At 61.3% G+C, this 21,044-nt stretch carries 21 protein-coding genes and 2 pseudogenes; 11 read left to right on the top strand and 12 right to left on the bottom strand.

Annotated features, from left to right (window positions below; genetic code table 11):
- Nucleotide 1: 1 nt before the first annotated feature.
- The 3 genes from E6X30_RS09820 to E6X30_RS09810 are packed head-to-tail and all read right to left on the bottom strand — an operon-like array spanning nt 2 to nt 2,308.
- Complete coding sequence (locus E6X30_RS09820; protein ID WP_316336149.1) at nt 2–532, bottom strand: hypothetical protein; 531 nt, start codon at nt 530–532, stop codon at nt 2–4.
- Nucleotides 529–2,097, bottom strand: coding sequence for a hypothetical protein (locus E6X30_RS09815; RefSeq protein ID WP_316336148.1), 1,569 nt, complete (start codon nt 2,095–2,097; stop codon nt 529–531). Before E6X30_RS09815 ends, E6X30_RS09820 begins: the two co-directional genes overlap by 4 nt.
- On the bottom strand, nt 2,075–2,308 hold the full coding sequence (locus E6X30_RS09810; protein WP_316336147.1) for a helix-turn-helix domain-containing protein: 234 nt from the start codon (nt 2,306–2,308) through the stop codon (nt 2,075–2,077). The genes E6X30_RS09815 and E6X30_RS09810 overlap by 23 nt, the downstream gene beginning before the upstream one ends.
- 196 nt (nt 2,309–2,504) lie before the next feature.
- Here E6X30_RS09810 and E6X30_RS09805 point away from each other — a divergent pair, with 196 nt between their 5' ends.
- From E6X30_RS09805 to E6X30_RS09770, 8 genes are all read left to right on the top strand, one after another.
- Entirely contained in the window at nt 2,505–3,143 is a 639-nt protein-coding gene (locus E6X30_RS09805; RefSeq protein ID WP_316336146.1) for a DUF6668 family protein, read from the top strand.
- Nucleotides 3,140–3,415, top strand: a complete 276-nt coding sequence (locus tag E6X30_RS09800; RefSeq protein ID WP_316336145.1) for a hypothetical protein — start codon at nt 3,140–3,142, stop codon at nt 3,413–3,415. Before E6X30_RS09805 ends, E6X30_RS09800 begins: the two co-directional genes overlap by 4 nt.
- A 43-nt stretch (nt 3,416–3,458) precedes the next feature.
- Nucleotides 3,459–4,208, top strand: a complete 750-nt coding sequence (locus E6X30_RS09795; protein WP_316336144.1) for a hypothetical protein — start codon at nt 3,459–3,461, stop codon at nt 4,206–4,208.
- Complete coding sequence (locus tag E6X30_RS09790) at nt 4,201–5,676, top strand: hypothetical protein (protein WP_316336143.1); 1,476 nt, start codon at nt 4,201–4,203, stop codon at nt 5,674–5,676. Before E6X30_RS09795 ends, E6X30_RS09790 begins: the two co-directional genes overlap by 8 nt.
- Nucleotides 5,677–5,684: 8 nt before the next feature.
- Complete coding sequence (locus E6X30_RS09785) at nt 5,685–7,178, top strand: SCO6880 family protein (protein ID WP_316336142.1); 1,494 nt, start codon at nt 5,685–5,687, stop codon at nt 7,176–7,178.
- A 106-nt stretch (nt 7,179–7,284) separates the two neighbouring features.
- Nucleotides 7,285–8,808, top strand: coding sequence for a hypothetical protein (locus E6X30_RS09780; protein ID WP_316336141.1), 1,524 nt, complete (start codon nt 7,285–7,287; stop codon nt 8,806–8,808).
- Nucleotides 8,808–10,499 (top strand): TraM recognition domain-containing protein, encoded by a 1,692-nt coding sequence (locus E6X30_RS09775; RefSeq protein WP_316336140.1) that lies wholly within the window; start codon nt 8,808–8,810, stop codon nt 10,497–10,499. The genes E6X30_RS09780 and E6X30_RS09775 overlap by 1 nt, the downstream gene beginning before the upstream one ends.
- Nucleotides 10,499–10,918, top strand: coding sequence for a DUF4913 domain-containing protein (locus tag E6X30_RS09770; RefSeq protein ID WP_316336139.1), 420 nt, complete (start codon nt 10,499–10,501; stop codon nt 10,916–10,918). Before E6X30_RS09775 ends, E6X30_RS09770 begins: the two co-directional genes overlap by 1 nt.
- On the opposite strand, the gene E6X30_RS09765 is transcribed toward E6X30_RS09770, so the two are convergent.
- The 3 genes from E6X30_RS09765 to E6X30_RS09755 all read right to left on the bottom strand — a co-directional run bounded on the left by E6X30_RS09765 (nt 10,915) and on the right by E6X30_RS09755 (nt 13,591).
- The gene (locus E6X30_RS09765) at nt 10,915–11,901 is read right to left on the bottom strand and encodes an IS481 family transposase (protein WP_316336138.1); all 987 of its coding nucleotides are present in this window, start codon (nt 11,899–11,901) and stop codon (nt 10,915–10,917) included. The two genes, E6X30_RS09770 and E6X30_RS09765, sit on opposite strands and share 4 nt — an antisense overlap.
- A 41-nt stretch (nt 11,902–11,942) precedes the next feature.
- The gene (locus E6X30_RS09760) at nt 11,943–12,566 is read right to left on the bottom strand and encodes a hypothetical protein (RefSeq protein ID WP_316336137.1); all 624 of its coding nucleotides are present in this window, start codon (nt 12,564–12,566) and stop codon (nt 11,943–11,945) included.
- Between the two features lie 113 nt (nt 12,567–12,679).
- Nucleotides 12,680–13,591, bottom strand: coding sequence for an ATP-binding cassette domain-containing protein (locus tag E6X30_RS09755; RefSeq protein ID WP_279109921.1), 912 nt, complete (start codon nt 13,589–13,591; stop codon nt 12,680–12,682).
- 212 nt (nt 13,592–13,803) lie between these two features.
- Between E6X30_RS09755 and E6X30_RS09750 the strand changes: the two genes are divergently transcribed.
- Complete coding sequence (locus E6X30_RS09750; protein WP_316336136.1) at nt 13,804–14,664, top strand: undecaprenyl-diphosphate phosphatase; 861 nt, start codon at nt 13,804–13,806, stop codon at nt 14,662–14,664.
- Nucleotides 14,665–14,745: 81 nt separating this feature from the next.
- Here the strand turns inward: E6X30_RS09750 and E6X30_RS09745 are convergent, their stop codons facing one another.
- The 3 genes from E6X30_RS09745 to E6X30_RS09735 all read right to left on the bottom strand — a co-directional run bounded on the left by E6X30_RS09745 (nt 14,746) and on the right by E6X30_RS09735 (nt 17,851).
- Nucleotides 14,746–15,822 carry a hypothetical protein gene (locus E6X30_RS09745; protein WP_316336135.1) on the bottom strand — a complete coding sequence of 359 codons (1,077 nt, stop codon included), beginning with the start codon at nt 15,820–15,822 and terminating at the stop codon, nt 14,746–14,748.
- Nucleotides 15,823–15,831: 9 nt separating this feature from the next.
- Nucleotides 15,832–17,265: a relaxase/mobilization nuclease domain-containing protein gene (locus E6X30_RS09740; RefSeq protein ID WP_316336134.1), complete on the bottom strand. Its 1,434-nt coding sequence runs from the start codon at nt 17,263–17,265 to the stop codon at nt 15,832–15,834.
- Between the two features lie 154 nt (nt 17,266–17,419).
- Nucleotides 17,420–17,851, bottom strand: coding sequence for a plasmid mobilization protein (locus E6X30_RS09735; protein WP_396334974.1), 432 nt, complete (start codon nt 17,849–17,851; stop codon nt 17,420–17,422).
- 197 nt (nt 17,852–18,048) lie between these two features.
- On the opposite strand from E6X30_RS09735, the gene E6X30_RS09730 reads away from it, so the two are divergent.
- Both E6X30_RS09730 and E6X30_RS09725 read left to right on the top strand, forming a co-directional pair.
- Nucleotides 18,049–18,345: a hypothetical protein gene (locus E6X30_RS09730; protein ID WP_316336132.1), complete on the top strand. Its 297-nt coding sequence runs from the start codon at nt 18,049–18,051 to the stop codon at nt 18,343–18,345.
- 30 nt (nt 18,346–18,375) lie between these two features.
- A complete protein-coding gene (locus tag E6X30_RS09725) occupies nt 18,376–19,086 on the top strand; it encodes a glutaredoxin domain-containing protein (RefSeq protein ID WP_316336131.1) in 711 nt (236 codons plus the stop codon).
- 29 nt (nt 19,087–19,115) lie between these two features.
- Here the strand turns inward: E6X30_RS09725 and E6X30_RS09720 are convergent.
- The 3 genes and pseudogenes from E6X30_RS09720 to E6X30_RS09715 all read right to left on the bottom strand — a co-directional run bounded on the left by E6X30_RS09720 (nt 19,116) and on the right by E6X30_RS09715 (nt 20,950).
- Nucleotides 19,116–20,335, bottom strand: a pseudogene (locus tag E6X30_RS09720) (IS30-like element IS1513 family transposase).
- Between the two features lie 19 nt (nt 20,336–20,354).
- Nucleotides 20,355–20,555, bottom strand: a pseudogene (locus tag E6X30_RS10390) (helix-turn-helix domain-containing protein); the annotation flags it as partial.
- Nucleotides 20,556–20,623: 68 nt separating this feature from the next.
- Complete coding sequence (locus tag E6X30_RS09715) at nt 20,624–20,950, bottom strand: DoxX family protein (protein WP_316336130.1); 327 nt, start codon at nt 20,948–20,950, stop codon at nt 20,624–20,626.
- Between the last annotated feature and the right edge of the window lie 94 nt (nt 20,951–21,044).

The raw sequence follows: 21,044 nt of genomic DNA, 5'->3' as shown, positions 1-21,044 counted from the left end.
GTTAGCTTGCCGGTCGAAGATCGCTCACGAGCCACTTTCCATCACTCTGGCGAAGGCTCGTGACGTGGTAGGTGCTCGCGTCAGTTTTCACCTCGAAGGTCGCGCTATCGGAATCCGCGCGCACAGCGGTAATCTCGAGAACCTTCGTGTCGGGGACCTTGTAGCCCCACATCGACAAGGACAGGTCCACGGATTCTGGCGCGAGAGTCGCGCGAAGCTGCTCTTCCCACTCCCTCTGCGGCAGACTCTGCCCTTTCACCCACACCGCCATCGTGGCCTCAACACCTTTGTGCGCGGCGGCGATTTCGTCCTCACTTGCGTGGATGAGTCCCGAGTCAGGCTCGGTATCGTCCATCTCCTGCGGTGAGCTCACCGAATCGCTCGCCTTCGATGGTGCGGGGCTGCTCGCGCTCGCCTCGGGGGTCTCCGCGCCCTCTACGCTCGCTTGCGGGGCCGGTTCCTTAGTGCCGCACGCACTCAGCGCCCCAAGGGCAATAAGCGCGGTGATGAGAGCTGTGGCAGGTCTTTTCATCGTGCACCTCCTGCATCGGATGCTTCGCCTCCGCCATCGGACGCTTCGCCACCACCATCGGAGGCTGCCGGCACATGGCGTGCAGGTAAGGCGTGAAGGACTGTGTCCTCAAGTTTGTTCGCAACGATGTAGGCCAAGGTCTCATCTTGGTTCATGAACAGCGGCAACGCGACGTCTTCGGCTTCTGCGGATACGGCAAGACTGCTGAGGTTCACGCGTGTGGGAGTCGAGTCGAGTGAGCCGTACAGGGTGTGGTCGGTAATCACTTCCGGCTTGAACGCCGCATGTACTTGTTTACTAGTTTGCAAGTTTGCTAGTGGGGTGAGGGAGTCCTCGCGGACGAGCACGCCGGCCCATGCCGCCATTGAACGCGAAGGGGAAACGAGCGGGTCGGCGTTGTTGGGCACGCGGCCCTTGAGTGTTTCACTGGCGATCAAGTACCCGCCGGGCAGGCGGTGCGCGGCCACGGTGTAGTTGTCGTCGGTTTCCCACGCGCTGAGCAAGGTGGTGCCGATAAGGCAGGCATCGACGAGGGTGCCCTCGGGGGTGTTCTCGAGTGCGTGCGTGGTGGGGGAATTGTCAGGTGTAATGCTGAGCCACGCGCCTTTATCAACAGCGACGGCGTTGCCGTCAAGGACTCCCGCCACACGTGCCGGAACAGGAATGTCCACGGTGGCAAATGTGTCACCAGCAAGGAACTGCGCGCTTTGAGTACCAAGTGCCCATAGTGGCGCCTCGGAATAGGGGAAGACATTGGCGGTGCCATAAGCAACCTCGAGCTGCTGGGAGCTATCGACGGCGTTTTTGTCCATGCGCCACACAGTGAGCCCTCGCCCCGTTGCCAGGCCAAGCATGGGCACGGTGTTGATCGTGAGCGGCAAAAGTGCGCCTTTATCGTCCAGACGCGTGATTCCAGTTGCCGTCCATTGCACTTGACCAGTGTTGGCATCCACCACAATCAGGGCTTTTTCCGGTGTCATGAAGGCCACCCGTGAGTTGGGCAGAAGTCGTGGTGTGAAACTCTTGTCAATTTTCACGGCCCACTGGGCACTATCGCTTACGCCGGCAGGTGGGAGCACGGGAAGAAGAGCGCCTTTGCCAGGATATTTCGGTGGTGGAGGTGGTGCGGAAGGCTGCTTTGCGCGATAGAGGGCGTAGCCTCCTGCGAGGCCACCACCTAAGACGGTGAGCGCTCCGGCCCCCACAATCGCTGCGGCAAGGAACGTGCGACGGCTCGTGGCGGGTGCGTCTGAGGTGCTTTTCGAGCCTTGGCGCTTCTTCCGGTTCGTAGCTGGGGTGGAAAGGTCGTGCATCTCTCCGTTGGAGGTGACCACGAGCGGCCATTCTTTGCCGTCCTTGTCCACTCCGCGCACCCGTACGGAACCGCCGAGTTCACTGGCACGCTCCACGCATTTACTAAGTGCTTGGTCGTAGGCATCCTCCCCCGTGAACGCTTGCCCATCGAGCGTGACGTTCTCCGGGTTATCAGCGCCGGTGAGGGTGAGAACTGGGTAGGGCGGAACTGTCGAAGGGTCGAAGGTCTCAGCGCTCGGTGTGCGACTCATCGGCGTCATCTCCTGTGACGCGCGTGCCCTCCAAGGCGTCCCTCAACTCATTGCGGTAGATCCGAAAAGTGCGTCCGACACGAACGGCCGGGATCGTCCCTTCTTTAATGAGCTTGCGAAGCTTTTCGTCGGTCACGCGCAGTAGTTCCGCGGTCTCCTCAACAGTAAGGATGCTCGGAAGCTGCGCGAATGGATCATGAGAACTTGCCATGTCGTCCATCGTATCGAACTCCCTAGCGAGGAACCCGCTACCAACTGTTACAAGGATGTTAGCACGCCTAAACGAAGATAAACAACCGTAAAGACATGATTTCGCATAAACCGTTGCAATAGCGCGCCTCGGCCTGTATCGTCTGTCACGTAAACCTAGGTGACACTCTGCCATACGAGGTGAGGGGGTAGCTGAGATGTCCTCGACAAATCCGTTCATCAACCGCTCCGTTCCACCTGACGTAACACCGAACGCGGATAACACGGACGAGCACTCAGAAGAAGGCGTGAGCATCGCTCATGGCCCGACGAGCCCCTTGGCACAGAACATTGCGCATGAGACGACGGAAACCATTCCTAAGCGCGCGGCCGCCGGTGAAGCGCTGGTTCACGTCGCAGGCGTCCACGGGGGCGCTGGCGCAACCACACTGTGCACCCTCCTCAATAGTGACGCTGTTGATACTCACGGGGCATGGCCGCAAGCGAACCCGTGGGCCCCGGCTGCTGCTGGCGGCACCTTGCTTGTCGCGCGCACTCACGGGCGTGGCCTCGATGCCCTCCACAACACGCTCACGGCGTGGCATCACGGCGCCTACGCCGATGCATTCCCACTGCTGGGCATTTGCATCATTGACGACGCTCCACGGCTCACCAAGGGCCAAGTGGCGCGCATGAAGACTCTCATGGGCATGGCTCCGCATAGCTGGCACATGCCATGGGTTGAGTCCTACCGAGTTGAGACACACGAGCTCTCAACCTCGCTAGGCACACGGCGCTTGCTCAACAGCATCCGCCGACACGCACACCGCCTCCAGACGAAAGGGAACCGATCATGATCCAGGCGCTGAAAACTGAACTGATCCTTGCAGAAATTGACATCAACCCCACCGCACCTCCCGGCTCGGAAGGCCTCACCACTATCGCTGGGTGGATCGCGTGGGCTGTAGCGGCTATCTGCCTCATCGCGTTCATCGTGTGTGCGGGATGGCTCGCCTTTAGCGCCCTGTCGGGACGCGAGATTCAGGCCGCTAAAGGTCTCGTGATCGCAATCATCGCTGCCGTCCTCGTTGGTTCAGCATCGGCGATTTTCGCGGCCTTCGGCGCCTAACGCTGCGTGATCTATCAACCTCTCGCACGAAGGAGACCACACGATGCAGCACCGCAAGACACTCAAAGTGGCAGCAAGCATAAGCGCCCTTGGCCTCGTGATGGCACTCGGCGCCTGCTCCGGGGAGCAAAAGCCTGAAACGCCAACAGTGCAGCCAGCACCCACAGGACAAGGAGGGGGGAAGGCGCAACCTTCTGACGGCGAGGGGACCAAGGAAACAACATCCGCACCGTCTGAGGACACAGCCTCGTCGGATAAGGGCGGCGTCAACAGCGGCTGCTCTCTCCCCGACGGGGACCAAAAGATCCCGAACACCGCGCCCCCCGTCGATGAATGGGTAAGCGTAAACGGTATCGGAGTACCGACGTCCAAGGCCTACGGTCCTGAAAAGCGCGAAGGTGACCTCTTCGGCTGCTACGCCCACTCACCAACCGGCGCACTCTTCGCCATGACCTACATCACGGGTGCATCAGGACGAACAGACGGGTTTTTCGAGGAATGGCTCACCCCCGAAGACTTTGCAAACATGCCCGAAACCAATGGAACGCAGGACGGCACGACCCTCGTCCTTCGAGGGTTCCGCTTCAGCTCGGCCACAAAAGATGAAGTTGCCGCAGACCTCGCCTGGGACGTCACAACACCGGAAGGGCAGAGCGCAACTATGGTTATGCGCTTTATCGTGAAGTGGAGTGACGACCACTGGGTCATGGAGCCAAAGATGTTCGATACTCCAGCTAGCAAAGCACCGGCAAACCTAGAAGGATTCACCCCCTGGAGCGCAAACAATGGCTGACTGCGGGCTGGATCCCGTCTGCAACTTCAAGGACGGCGTTTCGGATGCCGTAGGCTCGGTCCTTGAGGATTTCACGAACCAGGTACTAGGCGGTGTGGCGGACACATTCACGGCGCTCATGGGTGCGTGGATTGGTACGCCGTCGCAGTCGTTGGATCCGAATGATCCGGTTGGTGCTGCGGTTGTGCAGACACAGGAGTATCTGACGACGTTAACGGCTTTCTTCGGGATCATGGGCATTTTGATCGCGGCGGGACAGATGGCGTGGTCGGCGCGCATGGAGCCACTTCGAGACTTGGGTGTCATGATCCTGAAACTCGTGATTGTTCAAGGCGCGGCCGTCACAGGCATCACGGTTCTGACGAAGGCCGGCGATGAAATGTCGGTGTGGATGCTCCAGCAAGCGCTAGGCGAGGACGTGAACCACTCCTTGCTTTCACTCCTTCCGTTCCTAGCGGCCGGTCAAGCGGCAGGAACGGCAACTGTCGCCTCGGGTGGCTTCGCTATCCCTATGGCGGCGATGTTGATTATCGGGATTATCGTGCTGATCGCCACCGCACTTCAGTTCTTGTTCATGATTCTCAAGGACGTGCTCCTCGCGGTTCTGTTGGTAGCTCTGCCGACTCTGGCGGCGGCCTCCATGACCCGTGGCGGATCTGAGGGCTTTGCGAAGGCACAGGGCTGGATTATCGCGATGCTGCTGTACAAACCAACGGCGGCCGCCATCTATGTCGTGGGACTGCTCATGATTAAGAACGTCGCTCCCGGGCCCACGGATGCTGTCTCAGAACTGTCCGGGATTCTTCTGGGCACGCTGACGCTCATTCTCGGTGTGCTGGCTTTGCCGGCTCTTATCAAGTTCGTGGCTCCTCCCGCTGGTCGCGGCGTCTCGAACGCTTTTAGCGGTGCAGCCGGCCTCGGTATTGGTGCGGGGGCGGTCGCTGCGGGTGCTGCTGTTGTGGGGATTGCTGCTACAGGCGGCGCTGGTGCAGCTGTTGCTGGCGGGGGTGCTGCTGCGGGCGGTGGAGCGGCTGCTGCTGGAGGCGGCGGTGCGGCTGCTGGAGGTGGCGGGGCTACCGCTGCTGCCTCGGGTTCGTCCGCTGCTGTTCCGACTGCTGGAAGTGCCACTCAAACTCTTAGCGCTTCTTCTGGCGCCTCCGGTTCTTCCGGTGCATCTGGTGCGTCCGGTGGTGACGGCTCTTCTGGCGCTGACGGCGGCCAGGGAACGGGAACACCTGGAGAGCGAGGCGGCGAGGGCGCTAGCGGCGTCGCTGGCCCCGCGGGTTGGGGTGGTAGCGACGGTCGGGATGGTTCGGATGGTCAAACTGGCCCGGCCGGCGCTGACTCAAGTAGCGCGTCTCCTCAACCTCTGCGCGCCTCGGCGTCTATGCCGGGAATGAACGCGGACGGTGTTGTGGATGAGGCCGCAGGCAATAACGATCCAAGCGGCGCGGAACAAACGAAGTAGGGGGAACTGTGGCAACTTCGACTCAGCGCGTGACGTACGGGAACTTGACGATCCCGAAGAGTAAGGGCTTGCTGGGCCTTTCGATGACGACGTTCCTCGCTCTGCTGGTGGGCATCGTGTTCGTCATGTTCATCTATTTCATCAAGTGGTGGGCTGGCTTGCTCGCCGCGGCGTTGCTGGTGCTGGCGATTTTGCCGACGGTAATCCCTGGCGGCAACGGCCGCACAGCGTGGGAGGTATTTATGTTGAAGCGTGGTCAGCGCAAAGCAAAGAAGGCGAAGTCGAATATCTTGCTCAACGGCCCCGCGGGGAAGACTCCTCTGGGGGACTTTCGTTTGCCGGGCATCGGCGCGCAGTCGGAGGTGAGCGACTTTCGCACTGGGTTCGGCACGCCGTTCGCGCTTGTCTCAATTCCGTCCACGGCGCATCACTCGGTGGTGCTGGAGGTGCACCCGACGGGCAATGAGCTCGTGGATCAGTCGCGCATTGATTCTCAAGTCGCGCACTGGGGCGGCTGGCTTGCGTATTTGGGCACGTCTACGGGCATTGTCGGGGCGTCAGTGGTCGTGGAGACTTCGATTGATTCAGGGCTGCGGCTTCGCCGCTCTGTCCTGAGCTCGGTGGATGAGAACGCTAGCGACTTCGGTCAAGCAACGGCGGGGGAACTCGCGAAGGGGTTTGGGCAAGCAACTCCCGCTATCTCTACTCGTGTGACGATCACGTGGACGGGCAAGGAGAACGGCCGTAAGCGCTCACGTGAGGAGATGGCCACGGAGATTTCCAACGTGCTGCCTTCGCTCATTGACGGGCTGCAAAGCACGGGGGCGGGCTCGAGTGTGCGTCCGTGCACCTCGCAGGACCTCACCGATTATGTTCGTTCCGCCTACGATCCCACGGTCGCCTCGGACATTGAGGAACAGCGCGCACAGGGCGGCACGGGCCTCACGTGGGATCAGGCCGGCCCAGCCTTCCACGCGACGGAACTGGGCCACTACTACCATGACCGCGCCGTCTCGGTCTCGTGGACTCTTGGCGGGCAACCCAAGGGCACGTTCTACGACACCTCACTGGCGCGCTTGCTCGCCCCTGAACGTAAGGTCGCGCGCAAGCGTGTCGCCTTGTTGTATCGGCCTATCCCGGCTGAACGTGCGACGTTGATTGCAGACAGGCGTGTCCGTAACGCGAACTTCGTTGCCAGAAACGCGAAAACAAATACCGCCGTGGCGAACAGTGCTCAGCGGGCCGCACAGCAAATGGCCAACGAGGAGGCCGCCGGTGCCGGCATTACGTTGTTCGGCATGGTCGTCACGGCAACCGTGTTGAACGAAGAGGACCTTCCAAGCGCAAAGCAAATGATTATGTCGCAAAGCGCGCAGGCACGTTTGCGGATGCGCGTTGCTCTCGGCTCGCAGGACACGGCCTTCGTGGCAGGGCTGCCGCTTGGCATCGTCCTTCCGGAGCACACCACGATTCCCGCGTCCATCACGGACAACATGATCTAACCCAGGGGGAGACATGGCGCCTAAAGCATCATTGACGCTTAGCAAAGAGGACGCGCGCGCACTTGAACGCAACCATGGAAACAAGAAAACAAGTTGGCTAGTTCGCTTGCGAGAAAAGCGTGAGGCGGCACGCCTCGATGCGGGCGCCCGCGGTTACGCCGGCCCCGGTGCAGGCCGCGCCGTGGGCGTAGAACCGTCCGTGGAGGTCATGGGCACCTCGGTGCAGGTGTGCGGATTTTGGCCGTTCGTGACGGGCTCAGCCACCCCCGTCGTGGGGGTTCCCCTGGGCATTCACCTCACGCGAGGCTTCCCCGTCTGCGGGGATCCGATCCACTACTTCCTCGCGAACCTGATCTCCAACCCCTCAATGTTCGTTCTCGGGAGGCCCGGCCTTGGCAAGTCCTCGCTCACGCGGCGCATTGAAACGGTACTGGAGGCCTACGGCGTGCTTCCCATGGTGCTTGGTGACCTCAAGCCCGATCACGTGGACCTCGTACGCGCTCAGGGCGGGCAGGTGATTGCCGTCGGCCCCGGCCGTAATGCGGTCAACCCTCTGGACCGCGGCCCGCTGTATCCGCTACTGGATCAGTTGCCGGACGATGAGGCGGCGCGGGCGCACAGTGACCTTCGTGCCTTCCAGGTCGCTACCGTCACGGGCCTGTTGCAGCAGGCTGCCGGTCGGAGCCTCGATGCGCTTGAGTCGACTATCGTCTCGGTCGGGCTGCGCGTGCTTGACGAGACGATCAAGGATCGTGACCCGGTGCTGCCGGACCTCCTCGAGCTCATCGAAGCACACCACGAGACGATCTCTCGCATCGTTCAGGACCACGGTGACAAGGCCGTGTACTCCTCTCGCACGAGGGGGCTCACCGATGTGCTGCGTAAGCTCGGTGCTGATGGCCCTTACGGTGATCTGTTCGCGCGCCCTACGACAGTGGCTATCAAGCTCGATAGGCCCGTGGCTTTCGATCTTTCATCCATTGAGGACGGGGACGCGGCCTTGCAGGCCGCGGTGCAGCAGGTGTGCTGGGCCTACGGCAGTTCGGCCGTGTCGGCCGCGAAGCGGCTCGCCGCTGCGGGCCTAGAAAAAGAACGCCACTACGTGCTCGTCATGGATGAGATGTGGAGGATGCTGCGCGCGGATCCGCGCCTTGTGCACTTCATTGACTCCCTCACCCGTTTGAACCGCACCATGGGCGTTGGCCAGATCATGATTACCCACACCATGAACGACCTCAAGCTCCCAAATACTGAACTCACCCAAATGGCGTGGGGGTTCGTGGAACGTGCGGGCATGGTGATGCTTGGCGGTCTCGCGGAAGGCGAGATGGGCAACCTCGAAACAGTCTTCTCCCTCTCGGAGACGGAGAAGGCCATGATTACGGACTGGTCCAGTGAAGTCACGATCAACCCGGAAACGGGTCAAGCGGCCGCGCCACCTGGCCTCGGCTGCTTCCTCATGAAGATTGGAAAGAAACCGGGCACTCCCTTCCGCATGGTCATGACGGACCTGGAGCGGGATGTGAACGACACCAACCGTTCATGGAAACAGATGTCTGCCGAAGTCGCTGAACGCCGCCGCCGCATGGTGGAGGATAACCCCATCGAAGAAGGCATGGAGGTCATCTAATGCGCCGGCCGAACCGACTTGCAGAACCGGGCGAAAGTCGCGGCCTGTGGCTTGCTGCGCTGCTTGCCCTCGCCTTCCTCGCTGCCGTGGGCCTCGTCGTCGTCCTTGGCTTTGTCGCGGCTCCGAAATCTGATCCGTCCACGATTGCTTCCAGTCCTCAAGAACGCTTTTCGTGGCCTGTGTTCGGGGTCGGTATGGCCGTCCTCGTCCTCGTCGTGGTGGGCGCAATTCTCGCGATTGTCTTGCCTCGACGCTCGCGCTCGCGCGTAGATTCCTCCGCTCGGTACATGTCCACGCGCAAGGATCTCGACGGGCTCAGCGCGGCGAAGCAACGCGCTGACGCCGAACGCCTCGGCGTGACTGACGTCGGCTCCGGGGTCCCTATCGGGCAAATGGTCAACGGTGGAAGTGTCCTCACCTCCAGCTATGAGCACGTGCGTATCGCCATCCTTGGCCCCCGCGCCGGCAAAACAAGCTCCGTGGCTATCCGCGAGGTCATGGAGACTAACGGTCCCAGTATCGTCACATCTAACAAGCGCGACATCGTTGACGCCACGCGCGGACCGCGCTCGGAGCGCGGCCTCGTACGGGTCTACGACATTCAAAACCTCGTCGGCGAGAAGCCCACGTGGTGGTGGAATCCGCTCTCGTTCGTGCACAACCTCGAAACTGCCGAACGGCTCGCCGGCATTTTCGTCGCCTCCGCTACCGGACGCGACGCAAAAACTGACGCTTATTTCTCTGCGGCCGCCAAGGACTACCTTTCAGCGCTGCTGCTCGCTGCGGCCGTCGGCAAACATCCCCTGTCGATCCTCATCACGTGGATGGCCCGCCCGGACACGGGCGAACCGGTCAATATCCTTTCCATGGAGGGGTATGTGGATGTCGCCCGCACGTTACGTGCAACTCTCGACCTCACCCCGAAACAGCGAGATGGTGTCATCGGCACAGCTCAGCCCTTCGTCGCATTCTTGCGCAACCCCGAGTATCTGCCGTGGATTCAGCAAACCGGGCCCGACGATAATCGCCCGCACTTTGATCCCGAAAAGTTCGTGAAGTCGAAGGCCGACACGCTCTACCTGGTGTCTAAGGAAGGTGAGGGCTCAGCCCGCGCAATCACGGCGGCGCTCACCATGGCGACTCTCGATGCGGCGGACCGTCTTGGTGCCGCCTCGTCCGGTATGCGCGTTCCGCGCCCGATTATGGCCACGCTCGATGAGGCCGCAAACGTCGTGCGGTGGCCTGAACTGCCTGACCTGTACTCTCACTACGGTTCACGCGGCATCATCCTGTCGGTGTTTCTCCAGTCATGGACGCAAGGCGTGGAGGCATGGACGGAAGGGGGCATGAAGAAGATGTGGTCCGCCGCGAACATTCGCATGGTCGGCGCAGGCGTTGCCGAAGTCGGTTTCTTGCGGGAACTCTCCGAACTCGTCGGCAAGCGTGACGTGCGCTCCTCGTCCCTGTCCACAAGCATGCGCTCGGGGAGCTCCACCTCGACCTCTCTTCGGCGAGAGGAAATTTTGGATGTGTCCGAGATTGGCTCCCTACCTCCCGGCCGGGCCCTCGTGTTCAGCTCCGGCAACCCGCCGGCACTGGTGAAACTTATCCCGTGGTGGACACGCGAGTACGCCGATAGCGTCGCCGCCTCCCGCGACTACTTCGAGAAGAACGCAGAGGGTAAGGACTAATGGACCCCGCCATGCAACAAGCTCCCGGACAACCGGAACTTGCCTACTCCAACTGTGCCGACTTCGTGGAGCAATTTCTGTTGCCCTCATGGCGTCACACCACTGCTGGTGTGCGCTGGTGTGCGTACTGGTGGCGGCACAGTGAGGCCATTAGTCGCCTTGACGCGCTTTGGAGGTCCTTCGAGGCGCACCGTCACGGGGATCCTAGTGGCATGGCCGTGTGGTGGCGCGACTTCGCTGACCCCATCATGAGCTCCCTGACCCGCGATAACGGCACGTTCGCGCTATGTGACGCCATCTCGGGTGAACACGGTGAGCCGAAGATGTGGCCCGTGAAAACACCCCCTGTTGGCATGTTCGGTGATGAGAGCGGGATCATCGCCAACGGTGACCGGACGGCTGAGACATTTATGCCTTAGCTGTACTGACCGGGGACGTTGATCAATAGTGAGAAAGGCGGCTGGTTCCCGCAGGCCGTGTGGGGCCGGTGCTGGTTGTAGTAGTGCAGCCAGCCCTCGAGTTCGCCGCGACGCTCGGCTTCGGAGGAGTAGCAGCGGGAATAGGCCCAACCATCACCCAGGGGCCGGTGGAATCTCTCGATCTTGCCGTTGGTCTGCGGCCGGTAGGGCCGCGTGCGCTTGTGCGTGATCCCGAGCTCGGCGCAGGTGTCTCGCCACAGGTGTGAGCGGTAGGCGCCGCCGTTGTCGGAAAGGACCCTTTCAACGGTGACGCCGCAGGCGTTGAACCACTCGACGGCGCGGACGAGGACCGCCGTGGCGGTGATTGCGGTTTCGTCGTCGTGGATCTCGGCGTAGGCGACGCGGGAGTGGTCGTCGATGACGGTGTGGACGTAGGCCTTGCCCATCAACGGGTCCCGGTACTTGTTCCTGGGTTTGTCGGGTGTGGCGACTCGGTTCTTCTCGCCTTGGCGGCGGCCGACGTAGCGCCAGCCTCCGCCGTCGGGGATGTTGCCGAGCTTCTTCACGTCGACGTGGAGCATGGCGCCGGGGTGGTCGTGTTCGTAGCGGCGGACGGGCTCGCCGGTGGCACGATCGACATGCGTCAGGCGGTTGAGGTGCGCGTCGGACAGGATGCGGTGAACCGTTGACGGCGCGATCCCGAGCCGACAGGCCAACTGGACTGGGCCTTCTCGGAGGCGCAGGCGTAGTTGGATGCAGCGCTTCGTCGTCGCTTGGCTCGTCTTGTTCGGTGAGTGGTGGGGTCGTGAGCTGCGATCCTGCATCGACTGACCGGCGCGGTAGCGGTCGGCCCAGCGTTTTGCTGTCGGCCACGCGACCTGGAATCGGGCGGCGACCTCGCTGATCGGCCAGCCGTGGTCAACGACAAGTTGGGCAACTCGGAGGCGGTGGCGAGGGGTGAGGGCAGCGTTGGGATGAGGCATTCACTCTCCTTGACGGGTATGGCGGTGGGCCTTGGTCGGGGTTATGCGGGGATGTCGCGTTGTGTGTGCGTGGTTGCTGCTGCTGTGGTTGCGAGCAGTGTGAGCACGGTGAGGACGATGACTCCGGGCCAGGGGCTGGCTGTGGACTCCCCGAGGACGTGGCCGAGCATGGCGTGGCCGGCGTTGAAGGGCATCCAGTTGATGAGGTCCTTGAGCATGGGCACCATCGCGATGAGGTTCTCGATGAGCAACATCCACACGATGGGGATGGCGACGCTGGCAGCGATGGATCTGGTGGTCACGGCCAGGGCGGCTGCGGCGAGAGCCCAGATGAGGATGACGAGCAGCTGGGCCGCCAGGTAGGGCCAGCCGCGAGACCCGATGATGATGCTGTCGGGGTAGAACTGGGCGACCAGGATGGCCAGAGCCATCCCCACCACGTAGGTGACGGTCAGGAAGATCGTGCCGACGACGGCTCCGCTGGCCAGTGAGGTCCAGCGGCGGCGTTGGGTCAGGAAGCTGATCCCCACTGAGCCATTGCGGATCTCGGTGGCAACGGTGGCGCCAGCGAAGACGATGGCGACCATGTGGAAGATGCTGGCGCACTTGCCGAGGTCGCCCGCGTCGATGGGGCCGGCGTACTCGACGTTGTAGAGAAGGGTCATCAGGATGATGGGGCCATAACAGGCACCGGTGAGCAGGATCGCGTAGATCCATGTGGAACGTAGCGTTGCGAGGCGCCGAAGGTCTGCGTGGATGGCGTTGATCATGGCTGGTCTCAGTTCTCGGAGCGGTATTCGGAGCTGGCGTCGGTCAGCTGGAGGAAGAGATCCTCGAGGCTGGTGCGGTCCTGGTGGAGTTCGAGGACCAGCAGGTCGAGGTCACGGCACAGCTGGGACAGGGCCCGGGGGTCGGGCAGCTGATTGCAATGTTCCACGGCGAGATGTGGACCGAGCTGTTCATGCTGGATCTGGCGTTGATGGAGGGCCTGTTGCAGCCGGACGTCATCGGTGGTGTGCACGATGCTGCGCTGCGCGCTGGAGGCGAGAAGATCCTCGATGCTCGACTCACGGATCAGCTCACCGCGACCCACCACGACGAGTCGATCGGCGACCATCTCCACTTCAGACAGCAGATGGGAGGAGACCAGAACGGCCTTGCCATCGGCGGCGGACCGCCGCAACACGTCACGCATCCAGTGGACCCCTTCGGGATCAAGACCGTTGACAGGCTCGTCCAGAACGAGGTTGCGAGGATTACCCAGCAGGGCTGTTGCGAGTCCCAGACGTTGCTTCATGCCCAGCGAGTAGCCGCGAATACGGCGGCCGGCCGCCTTCTCGAGTCCGACCATCGCCAACGCCTCGCGGACGCGACTCTGGGCGATCCCCGCCGACGCCGCAACTGTCTGCAGGTGCCCACGTCCTGTCCGTCCGGGGTGGTACCACGACGCGTCGAGCACCGCCCCCGCTACGTGAGCCGGAGCGGCATTGTCATGGAAGGAACGACCGTCCACGGTGCAACACCCAGAGGTGGGACTGTTGAGACCCAGCAAACAGCGCATCGTGGTCGACTTCCCGGCACCATTAGGTCCCAAGAACCCCGTGACGGCTCCATCAGGCACGGTGAAGGAGAGGTCATTGACGGCGGTGGTTGCGCCGTAGCGCTTGGTCAGGTTCTGCACTTCAATCATGACCACGAGTCTTCACGATGCACTACTCATCCCACATCGGGCCCGAGAATGATCCGACCCAACACCTAAGTAGGCAGGGGCGAGGACAGTGGGATCCCTGCACCGGGCCTCGAGAGAGTAACTCACCCCGCAGCGCTCATCCCAGGGGCGGATAACAGGTTCGTTCTCAGGAACGATCCGAGCTGAGATGCTCGATTGACAGAATCAACACCATGCCAATTTCACTGCTTCAAGCATCCACCGACATGAGTTGGATGCAGACCATTGTCCTCGCGATCGTCCAAGGCCTGACCGAGTTCCTCCCCGTCTCGTCCTCGGGCCACCTGCGGATCATCTCTGAAATGTTCTGGGGCCAGGACGCGGGAGCATCCTTCACTGCCGTTATTCAGCTCGGCACTGAGCTGGCCGTCCTGGTCTACTTCGCCAGGGACATCTGGCGCATCGCCACCGGCTGGCTGAAAGGCATCCTGCACGCTGACCAACGCACCAACCCGGACTACCGGATGGGCTGGATGGTGATCCTCGGAACTCTGCCCGTCAGCATCATCGGCTACCTCGGCAAGGACTACATCCGCGGTGCCCTGCGCAACCTCTGGTTCACCGCCGCGATGCTGATCCTGTTCTCCCTGGTCTTCATCATCGCCGAACGCACTGGCACCAAGAGGCGCGATCAGGAGGAACTCACCATCCGTGACGCCGTCATCATGGGCTTTGCGCAGTGCCTCGCCTTGATCCCCGGCGTTTCGCGCTCGGGCGCCACCATCTCCTCGGGGCTGTTCCTCAACCAGGACCGGGCCACTGCAACCCGATTCTCCTTCCTCCTCGCCATCCCAGCCGTTCTCGCCTCCGGCTTGTTCTCCCTCCCGGACGCCTTCGCACCCACCGCAGGACAGGCGGCCTCGGCGCCACAACTGCTCGTCGGTGCCACCATCGCCTTTCTGCTCGGCTATGCCTCCATCGCCTGGCTACTCAAGTTCGTTGCCAATCACAGCTTCGCCTGGTTCGCGGCGTGGCGCATTCCCGTTGGACTCATCGTGATGGCACTTCTGGCAACGGGCCAGCTCACCGCTTGAACCTTCGGGGTGCTTTGGGCGCGGTCCAGACTCACGCTCAAAGCACCCACGCGGGTCAATCAACGTCTCCGGTCAGTACACTTAGCGGTCTCGCTCCTGCTCGCGTTCGCTGATCTGGGCGCGGGTGCGGGCCTTGCCGCTGCTGCGTCGGCGCGAGTTCTTCAAGGCCGTGGTGAGGGCTTCTGCTCGACCCGCGCGTGACACCTGCCGCGCGTTCGCGGCATCGGGATCAACGCTCGCTAGCTTCGCATCAGAGATTTCACCGGGATAGTCCCGAAACTGTCCTTTGCCCGCCAGTTCTTGCTCCGCGAATGACTCGCGGGCCTCGCCCCGCCCGTCTAGTTTCGTTGCGGCCGCGTCGGCTTCCTTCTCGGCCTTTTCACCCTCGGAAGTTACGCCGGCCTCGGTAGCGTGTTCGGTCTCGGCGTTGCCGCGTAGCTGTTCCGCCTCGGCTTTTTCCGCCTCCGCCTTCGCGATTTCCTCCCACGCGCGCATCTTCGCCCGCTGATCCTGCGAAAGGTACCCCTCGAAGGTCTGCACGGCGAAGTCGCGCCCGCTCGTCTCCGCAAGGTTCGCCATTTGCCGCTTTTGCTCCTCGCTAATCACCTGTGTCATCGCAAAGAACTTCGGGTCCGTACGGGCCATCTCCGGCAACTCCTGCCCGGCCTGCGTGGCGTGCTCGCGAATCTCCGACATCTTTTCGGCAACCTGCGCCTGCTCCTCGTCCGTCACATCGAAGCTCGGCTCGGGCATCTCTTCCAGTGCATGCTCGGGAACATTACCGTTGGCGAACTCTTCGAGCTCGACGCCTCGCTTACCGATCTCCTCCGCAAGGTTTCCATAAGCGACTTCTGCAACCGGATCGCGGTCCTTCCACGCCTCCGCATACACGAACGCGGTCGCGAGGTCTCGATCCCCGGCCCTCTGGCACCACTGCTCACTCAGGGCCGGCCGCACAAGCATCTCCATGGCGTGCTGCTGGGCGCGCTGCTGCTGCTCGAGGACACGTGCGGCCTCACGGTGCGCATCGGCCTGACGGCGCGCCACCTCGCTCGCGTGACGGTTCACGAGTTCATACATCCTCATGCCCATGGTGGTCATCGTGCGCACCACGCGCATGCCGTCATTGACTAGTTCATCTTCCACATCGACATTCATCACTGACTCCTAGCGCTCAATTTCCGGTCTGTTATCCACCTCGTACGGCGCCCCCACACCACGCCAGCGTGGTGGCTTGCGTGCACTCTGCCCGCTCGGCTCCGGCGGACCGCTGCGCGCTCCGCGTCCTTCGCGAAGTTCACGCTCGCCCGGAAAAGCCGTGGCGAGTGCTTCGCGTGCATCGTCAGGCAATGCCGCAAACGATTCTGCACGCGCCTGCTGGGCCAGTGCTGCGCGCTCACTACGTAACGGCTCCAGCGCCTCGTTGAACTGCGCCCTAGCCTTCTCCAGCTCCTCGTGGGCCGCAACGCGCTGCTGCATGGACTCCACTAACCGCATCATCTGCATCACCATCGCCGCTGAACCGGCCACCGGGTTGCGACTACTGACGGCCGCCAGCGTGAAGATTGTTTGCACGCTCTCGCGCACCGCGCTCGAGGCCGTGCCTCGGTTCGGCTGCGCGGCTTTCGCCAGTGCATCCGACGCTCGCGCGAAGGCCCCTCGCGCATCTCCTTCCACTTCGAGCGCATACGCGCTCAGCAACGCACTAGTGTCATACAAGGCGCCTCGCACGTGCCGCGCCTCGCCATAGGCAAGTTGTACTTGTAGGCGCTTGGCATCCTCCACGCCAACGACATGCCCGCCATCACCAAGCGCTCGCACGCTGCTATCGCGCCATACGGAAACAGCATCCTGCTGCATCGCCGGCGTCCACTTGTAACGCTCACGAAGCATCGGCAACCCGAGTGAACGATCAAGTTTCGACGGCGCAAACCACACCGGCTTTGCCGCCTTCGCCAGGGCCGCACTGTAGCCCTCCACAGCGCCACGCCCGCCCTTCACAAAACGTGGCCGCACAAGCACGCCAGCGCCTCGCGCACGGCGCACGAAGTCCGCCTCACTGTCCGCGTGCCAGGCCGCCACAGCAAGTTTGCGACGGATCAAACGACGGTCCGCATCGCGCTCTTCACGCTGCGCACGCTCCAGCTCAGCACGCGACACATTACCGATCCCCGACGAACGTTCAGCCTCAAACACTGACCGCAACCCCATCGCCTTCGCCACCTCCGCGCCAGCACGCGCGGTACGCCGCTTCGACTGGTGAATGTTCGCCCGGCGCCCGTCCTCACGCACCAAGTTCACGACGATGTGCACGTGGTTGTTACCTTCTTTTGACGCACCGTGATGCACAGCCACCCATGAGCAATCCGCGCCATCACTAGAGTCAATGAACCCCATTTTCTTCACGAACATCTCTGCCGCTTTGTTCCACTGCTCATCCGTGAGCGTGCCCTCGTCTTTCGCCATCGACAACGTCGCGTGAAAAACGTGCGCGGCCTTTGCAGCACCCTTACCCCGATCCATAAACCGCGCGCGCACCGGCAAGCCCTGCTCGCGCCTCACCTGCCGCCACGAACCATCGAGCTCAGTCGCAAGCGACAAGCGCGCCTCTTCATCACGAGGAAGATCAAACACCCCATGAGAGACGACAAGCTCCGACCCACCAACGATTCGCTGGTTCTCATGTTCGTTGCTGCGACCCGGACCAAACAAGTACGAAATAACCGACTCAGAGCGCTTCGAGATAGACAACTGCTTAGCCAACATCACTACCCCCAACAGTTGCCCTCGCGCGCTCCGAAAACTCCTCAATCCTCACCACAAGCTGCGCCGCATCATCAACCACAACCCGCACATCCCCCGCAGTCACCGGCTCCTCACCACCAAGCGCAAACGCATTAGCCTGACGCGCCAACTGATTCATATTGTTCGCAACATTCGCCAACAACAACCGCAACCCACGAAGCTCATCACGCATACGATCCACACGCGCCGCCGCATCAGGACCCCCCGTCAAAACAGCACGCATCAACACCGCCTGCTTCGACACCCCCTGCGCCTCAGCCAACGCCTCAAGAAGGCCAAACTCCTCCTCCGTCAGCTTCAACTCCAACCGACGAGACCGCGAACTCGACGCATTCGCGCGACGACGACCCCGCCGCGCAACTGCGAACGCATCCCCCGCCATAGCGGAACCTCCCGGCCTAGTGCAACGACGCCACCGAACGTGGCGACCACACCACAAGTGTGGCCTCCCGCCGCGCGCTAGCGCAAGGGCAAGATGTATTTAGCCGTGCTAAATATCCATCTTGCCCCGGCGCGCTTCGCGCCTCGGGGCTCACTTTGGGTATTGCCCCTCGCCCTCTCCTCCGGTAGCGTTGAGATATGAACACGAACACATTTACTGACGAACAGATCGACGACAGCATCCGCTCACTTCTCGACAACCGCACGGAACTCGCGCGGACCGCCGCCCGTTCTTTCCGTGACCTCGAAGTAGCACGTGAGGCTTTTGAACAAGCACAGCGCGACTACAGCGAAGCGTTTAACGCGGCCGTCAAAGGTGGCTGGAAGACAACGGAACTCACGACACAACTTGGCCTCACCAAGCCAGACAACAAGCCGCGCCGGCGTCGCGCATCAAAGAAAGACACTCAGCCGCAACAGCAACCCGAGAGCTAACCGCTCAACTCCACACAAGGGGGAAAGATCATGGACCGCGAACAGCTTCTTACCGATCAACGTCTTGCCGGTCTCGCCATTGAGACTGCAACTCGTGCGCGCACCGCGTTGCACTACAACGATCCGCAAACCGTTCGCGACATGATCGCGAAAGCAACCACCACCATCGACACTTTTGCGCGCATGAACAACGCCTCGGATACTGCGGCAGCTCGCGCCGTTCTCGACGCCATCATCGTGCGCGAAACACTCCCCACTACCGCCACACAACACGACAGTGCCGCCGTCCTCGATCAGCTACGTCGCGCCGGCTTCAATGCTCCAGACATCAACATCGGCGCGACACTACGCGCCCACAACATTGAGCCGATCACGGCTCGAGAACTCGACCAGCAGCTCGGCGCGCAAGGCCAGCCGGCCGAAAAAGAAACAGCACAAGAAACAGCGCAAGTCACTGACGCCGACATCACGATTTACACGACACCGAACTGCATGGGCTGCGCCGCTACGAAACGACAGTTCGACAAAATGGGCGTGGACTACCTCGTGATCGACCTGAGCGAACGACCCGATCTCGTCGAAAACTTCAAGGCACAAGGACTCGCCCAAGCCCCCATCGTCCAAACATCAACCGACACCTGGAGCGGCATGAGGCCCGACAAAATCAAACAAGTCGGCCGCGACTATCAAAGCAGGACCCGCACCAACAACACCGGCACTACATCCGGCCACGAACGCTAACGAAAAGGTTCTTAAGGACGGGGGCGGAATCAAGCGGTGGATGCGCCACGCTTGAATAGTTCGTTAAGTATTTCACGTGGGGTTGCGCCGCCGAGGATTTGTCGGGGTGTTTCGTTGAGCTCATTTTGCACCCACGCGACATGTTCGGGTGTGACGGTGGCAAAGTCGGTGCCCTTTTTGTAGAACCTGCGCCTGATCTCGCCGTTGGTGTTCTCGTTGGTTGGTCTCTGCCACGGTGAGCGCGGTTCACAGAAAAACACCTGGCAGCCGTCTTTAATCTGGACTTGTGCTGTGACAGCCATTTCTGCGCCTTGGTCCCATGTGATGGTCTTTAGCTGCTCGGTGTTGAGGTCTTTGACCATGTCCTGCAGGGTTGCGACCACGGTGTGTGAACTGTGCTCATCGGGAAGGTGTCCAAGCAGGGTGTAACGGCTGGTGCGCTCTACTAGGGTAATCAGCGCGCTTTTGCCACCTTTACCAATAACAAGGTCGCCCTCCCAGTGCCCGGGAATAGCCCTGTCATCAGCTTCCGGGCTGCGGTGGGTGATCTCAGCACCTTTGATCCAAGGGCGACCGGTTAACACGCCAGCGTTTCGGGCACGACGCTTGCGTGTTGAGCCGCCGCGGATAAGTACGTCTTTAGTCTTCATGACTTCTTCAAGCTCGGCTCGCAGGCTGCCTTTGCCTTGAATGTATAAGGCACTGTAGATCGCTTCGTGGGAAATACGCATGCTTTCATCATCGCTGAAAGCATGCTCAAGCCATGCACTAATGCGCCCAGGTGACCACCTGCGGGCAAGGCAATCGACTACTACACCCCGAAGCGTTGGGCTTTCATCGAGCTTGCGTAGTTTTGGCCGCACCATCCGACCAGCAGTAGAAACAGCAGCGTTGTGGGCGTTATACCGCAGCTGCTCTGTGCCGTCCTCATCGACGATCTTCCAACCATTACGGGTGATTTCACGAGCGACGACACTGTGGTGCCTATTTATTTTCTGCGCGATGGCTCGTGCCGAATCACCGACACGACATCCCGCTTCAATAGCAACACGGTCTTCAACAGTAAGCCTGCGACCACGCCCTACTAAGGCGTGTTTGTCGAATACGCCGCTAGGAAATCCATCAACGGCTTGAGTTTTCATCGGTGCTGGCATAACAGAATCTTTACCCAGCTTCTTGCCTGTATCTGGCAAAGACACCACCGCCTCATCAGGCGTTCGACGATGTCGCTGCCGGCGTAACTTCGCATACCGCTGCTTCCTTATCCACCCATACACGGTAGAAGGATGCACACCGATAGCATCAGCCACTGTCTGACAGCTCTCACCAGCAAGCACTCGCTCCACGGCCTGGGCACGTTTATCAGGTGACAAGTGGGCGCGTCTAGGCCGCACTTCGATTACACCAGCTTTCTTTAACCTGCTGTGAAGCAAGCCAGTCGATATTCCAACAGTCTGTGCTGAAAGCATCAAGTCATCATTCAAGAGGTGCAATGATGTATCTGCCTTCAGGAAGCCGTGAAAGGTTGACTGGTGTCTTAATTCAGTGCGAGCGTCAGGATCAGTACTCCGATGGAGAATGCGAGCATGCCTAAGCAGTTGATCCAGAATGCGCTACCGAGGAAGTGGGCGCGGACATGGGCTGCTGCGGCCGCGCAGAAATAGGCGATGACTCCAATCATGGCTGTGATTCCTACGCCGGGGAACCAGAGGCCGGCAATGAGTCCTACGGCGGCGAGGCACTTGATGACAATGAGCGCCCACCACCAGTCCTTGGGGAGTTTGACGCCGCTGAGGCAGGCTTCGATGAAGGGGACTGGTTTGAGGGAGAGGGCGGCGTCGCCAAGCAGAATGGCTGCTGGCACTGTTGCAAAGTTAGCGATGAGGCAGCCTTTTGTCTTATTCAAAGGCCTTACATTTCAAAAACTCTGCTTACCAGGCGCATTTCGCCCAGGGGAT

The sequence above is a fragment of the Dermabacter sp. genome (genome assembly GCF_032550575.1).
GTDB lineage: Bacteria > Actinomycetota > Actinomycetes > Actinomycetales > Dermabacteraceae > Dermabacter > Dermabacter hominis.
Note: the sequence above shows the minus strand (reverse complement) of the source record. Positions and strands in the feature narration are given on the sequence as shown.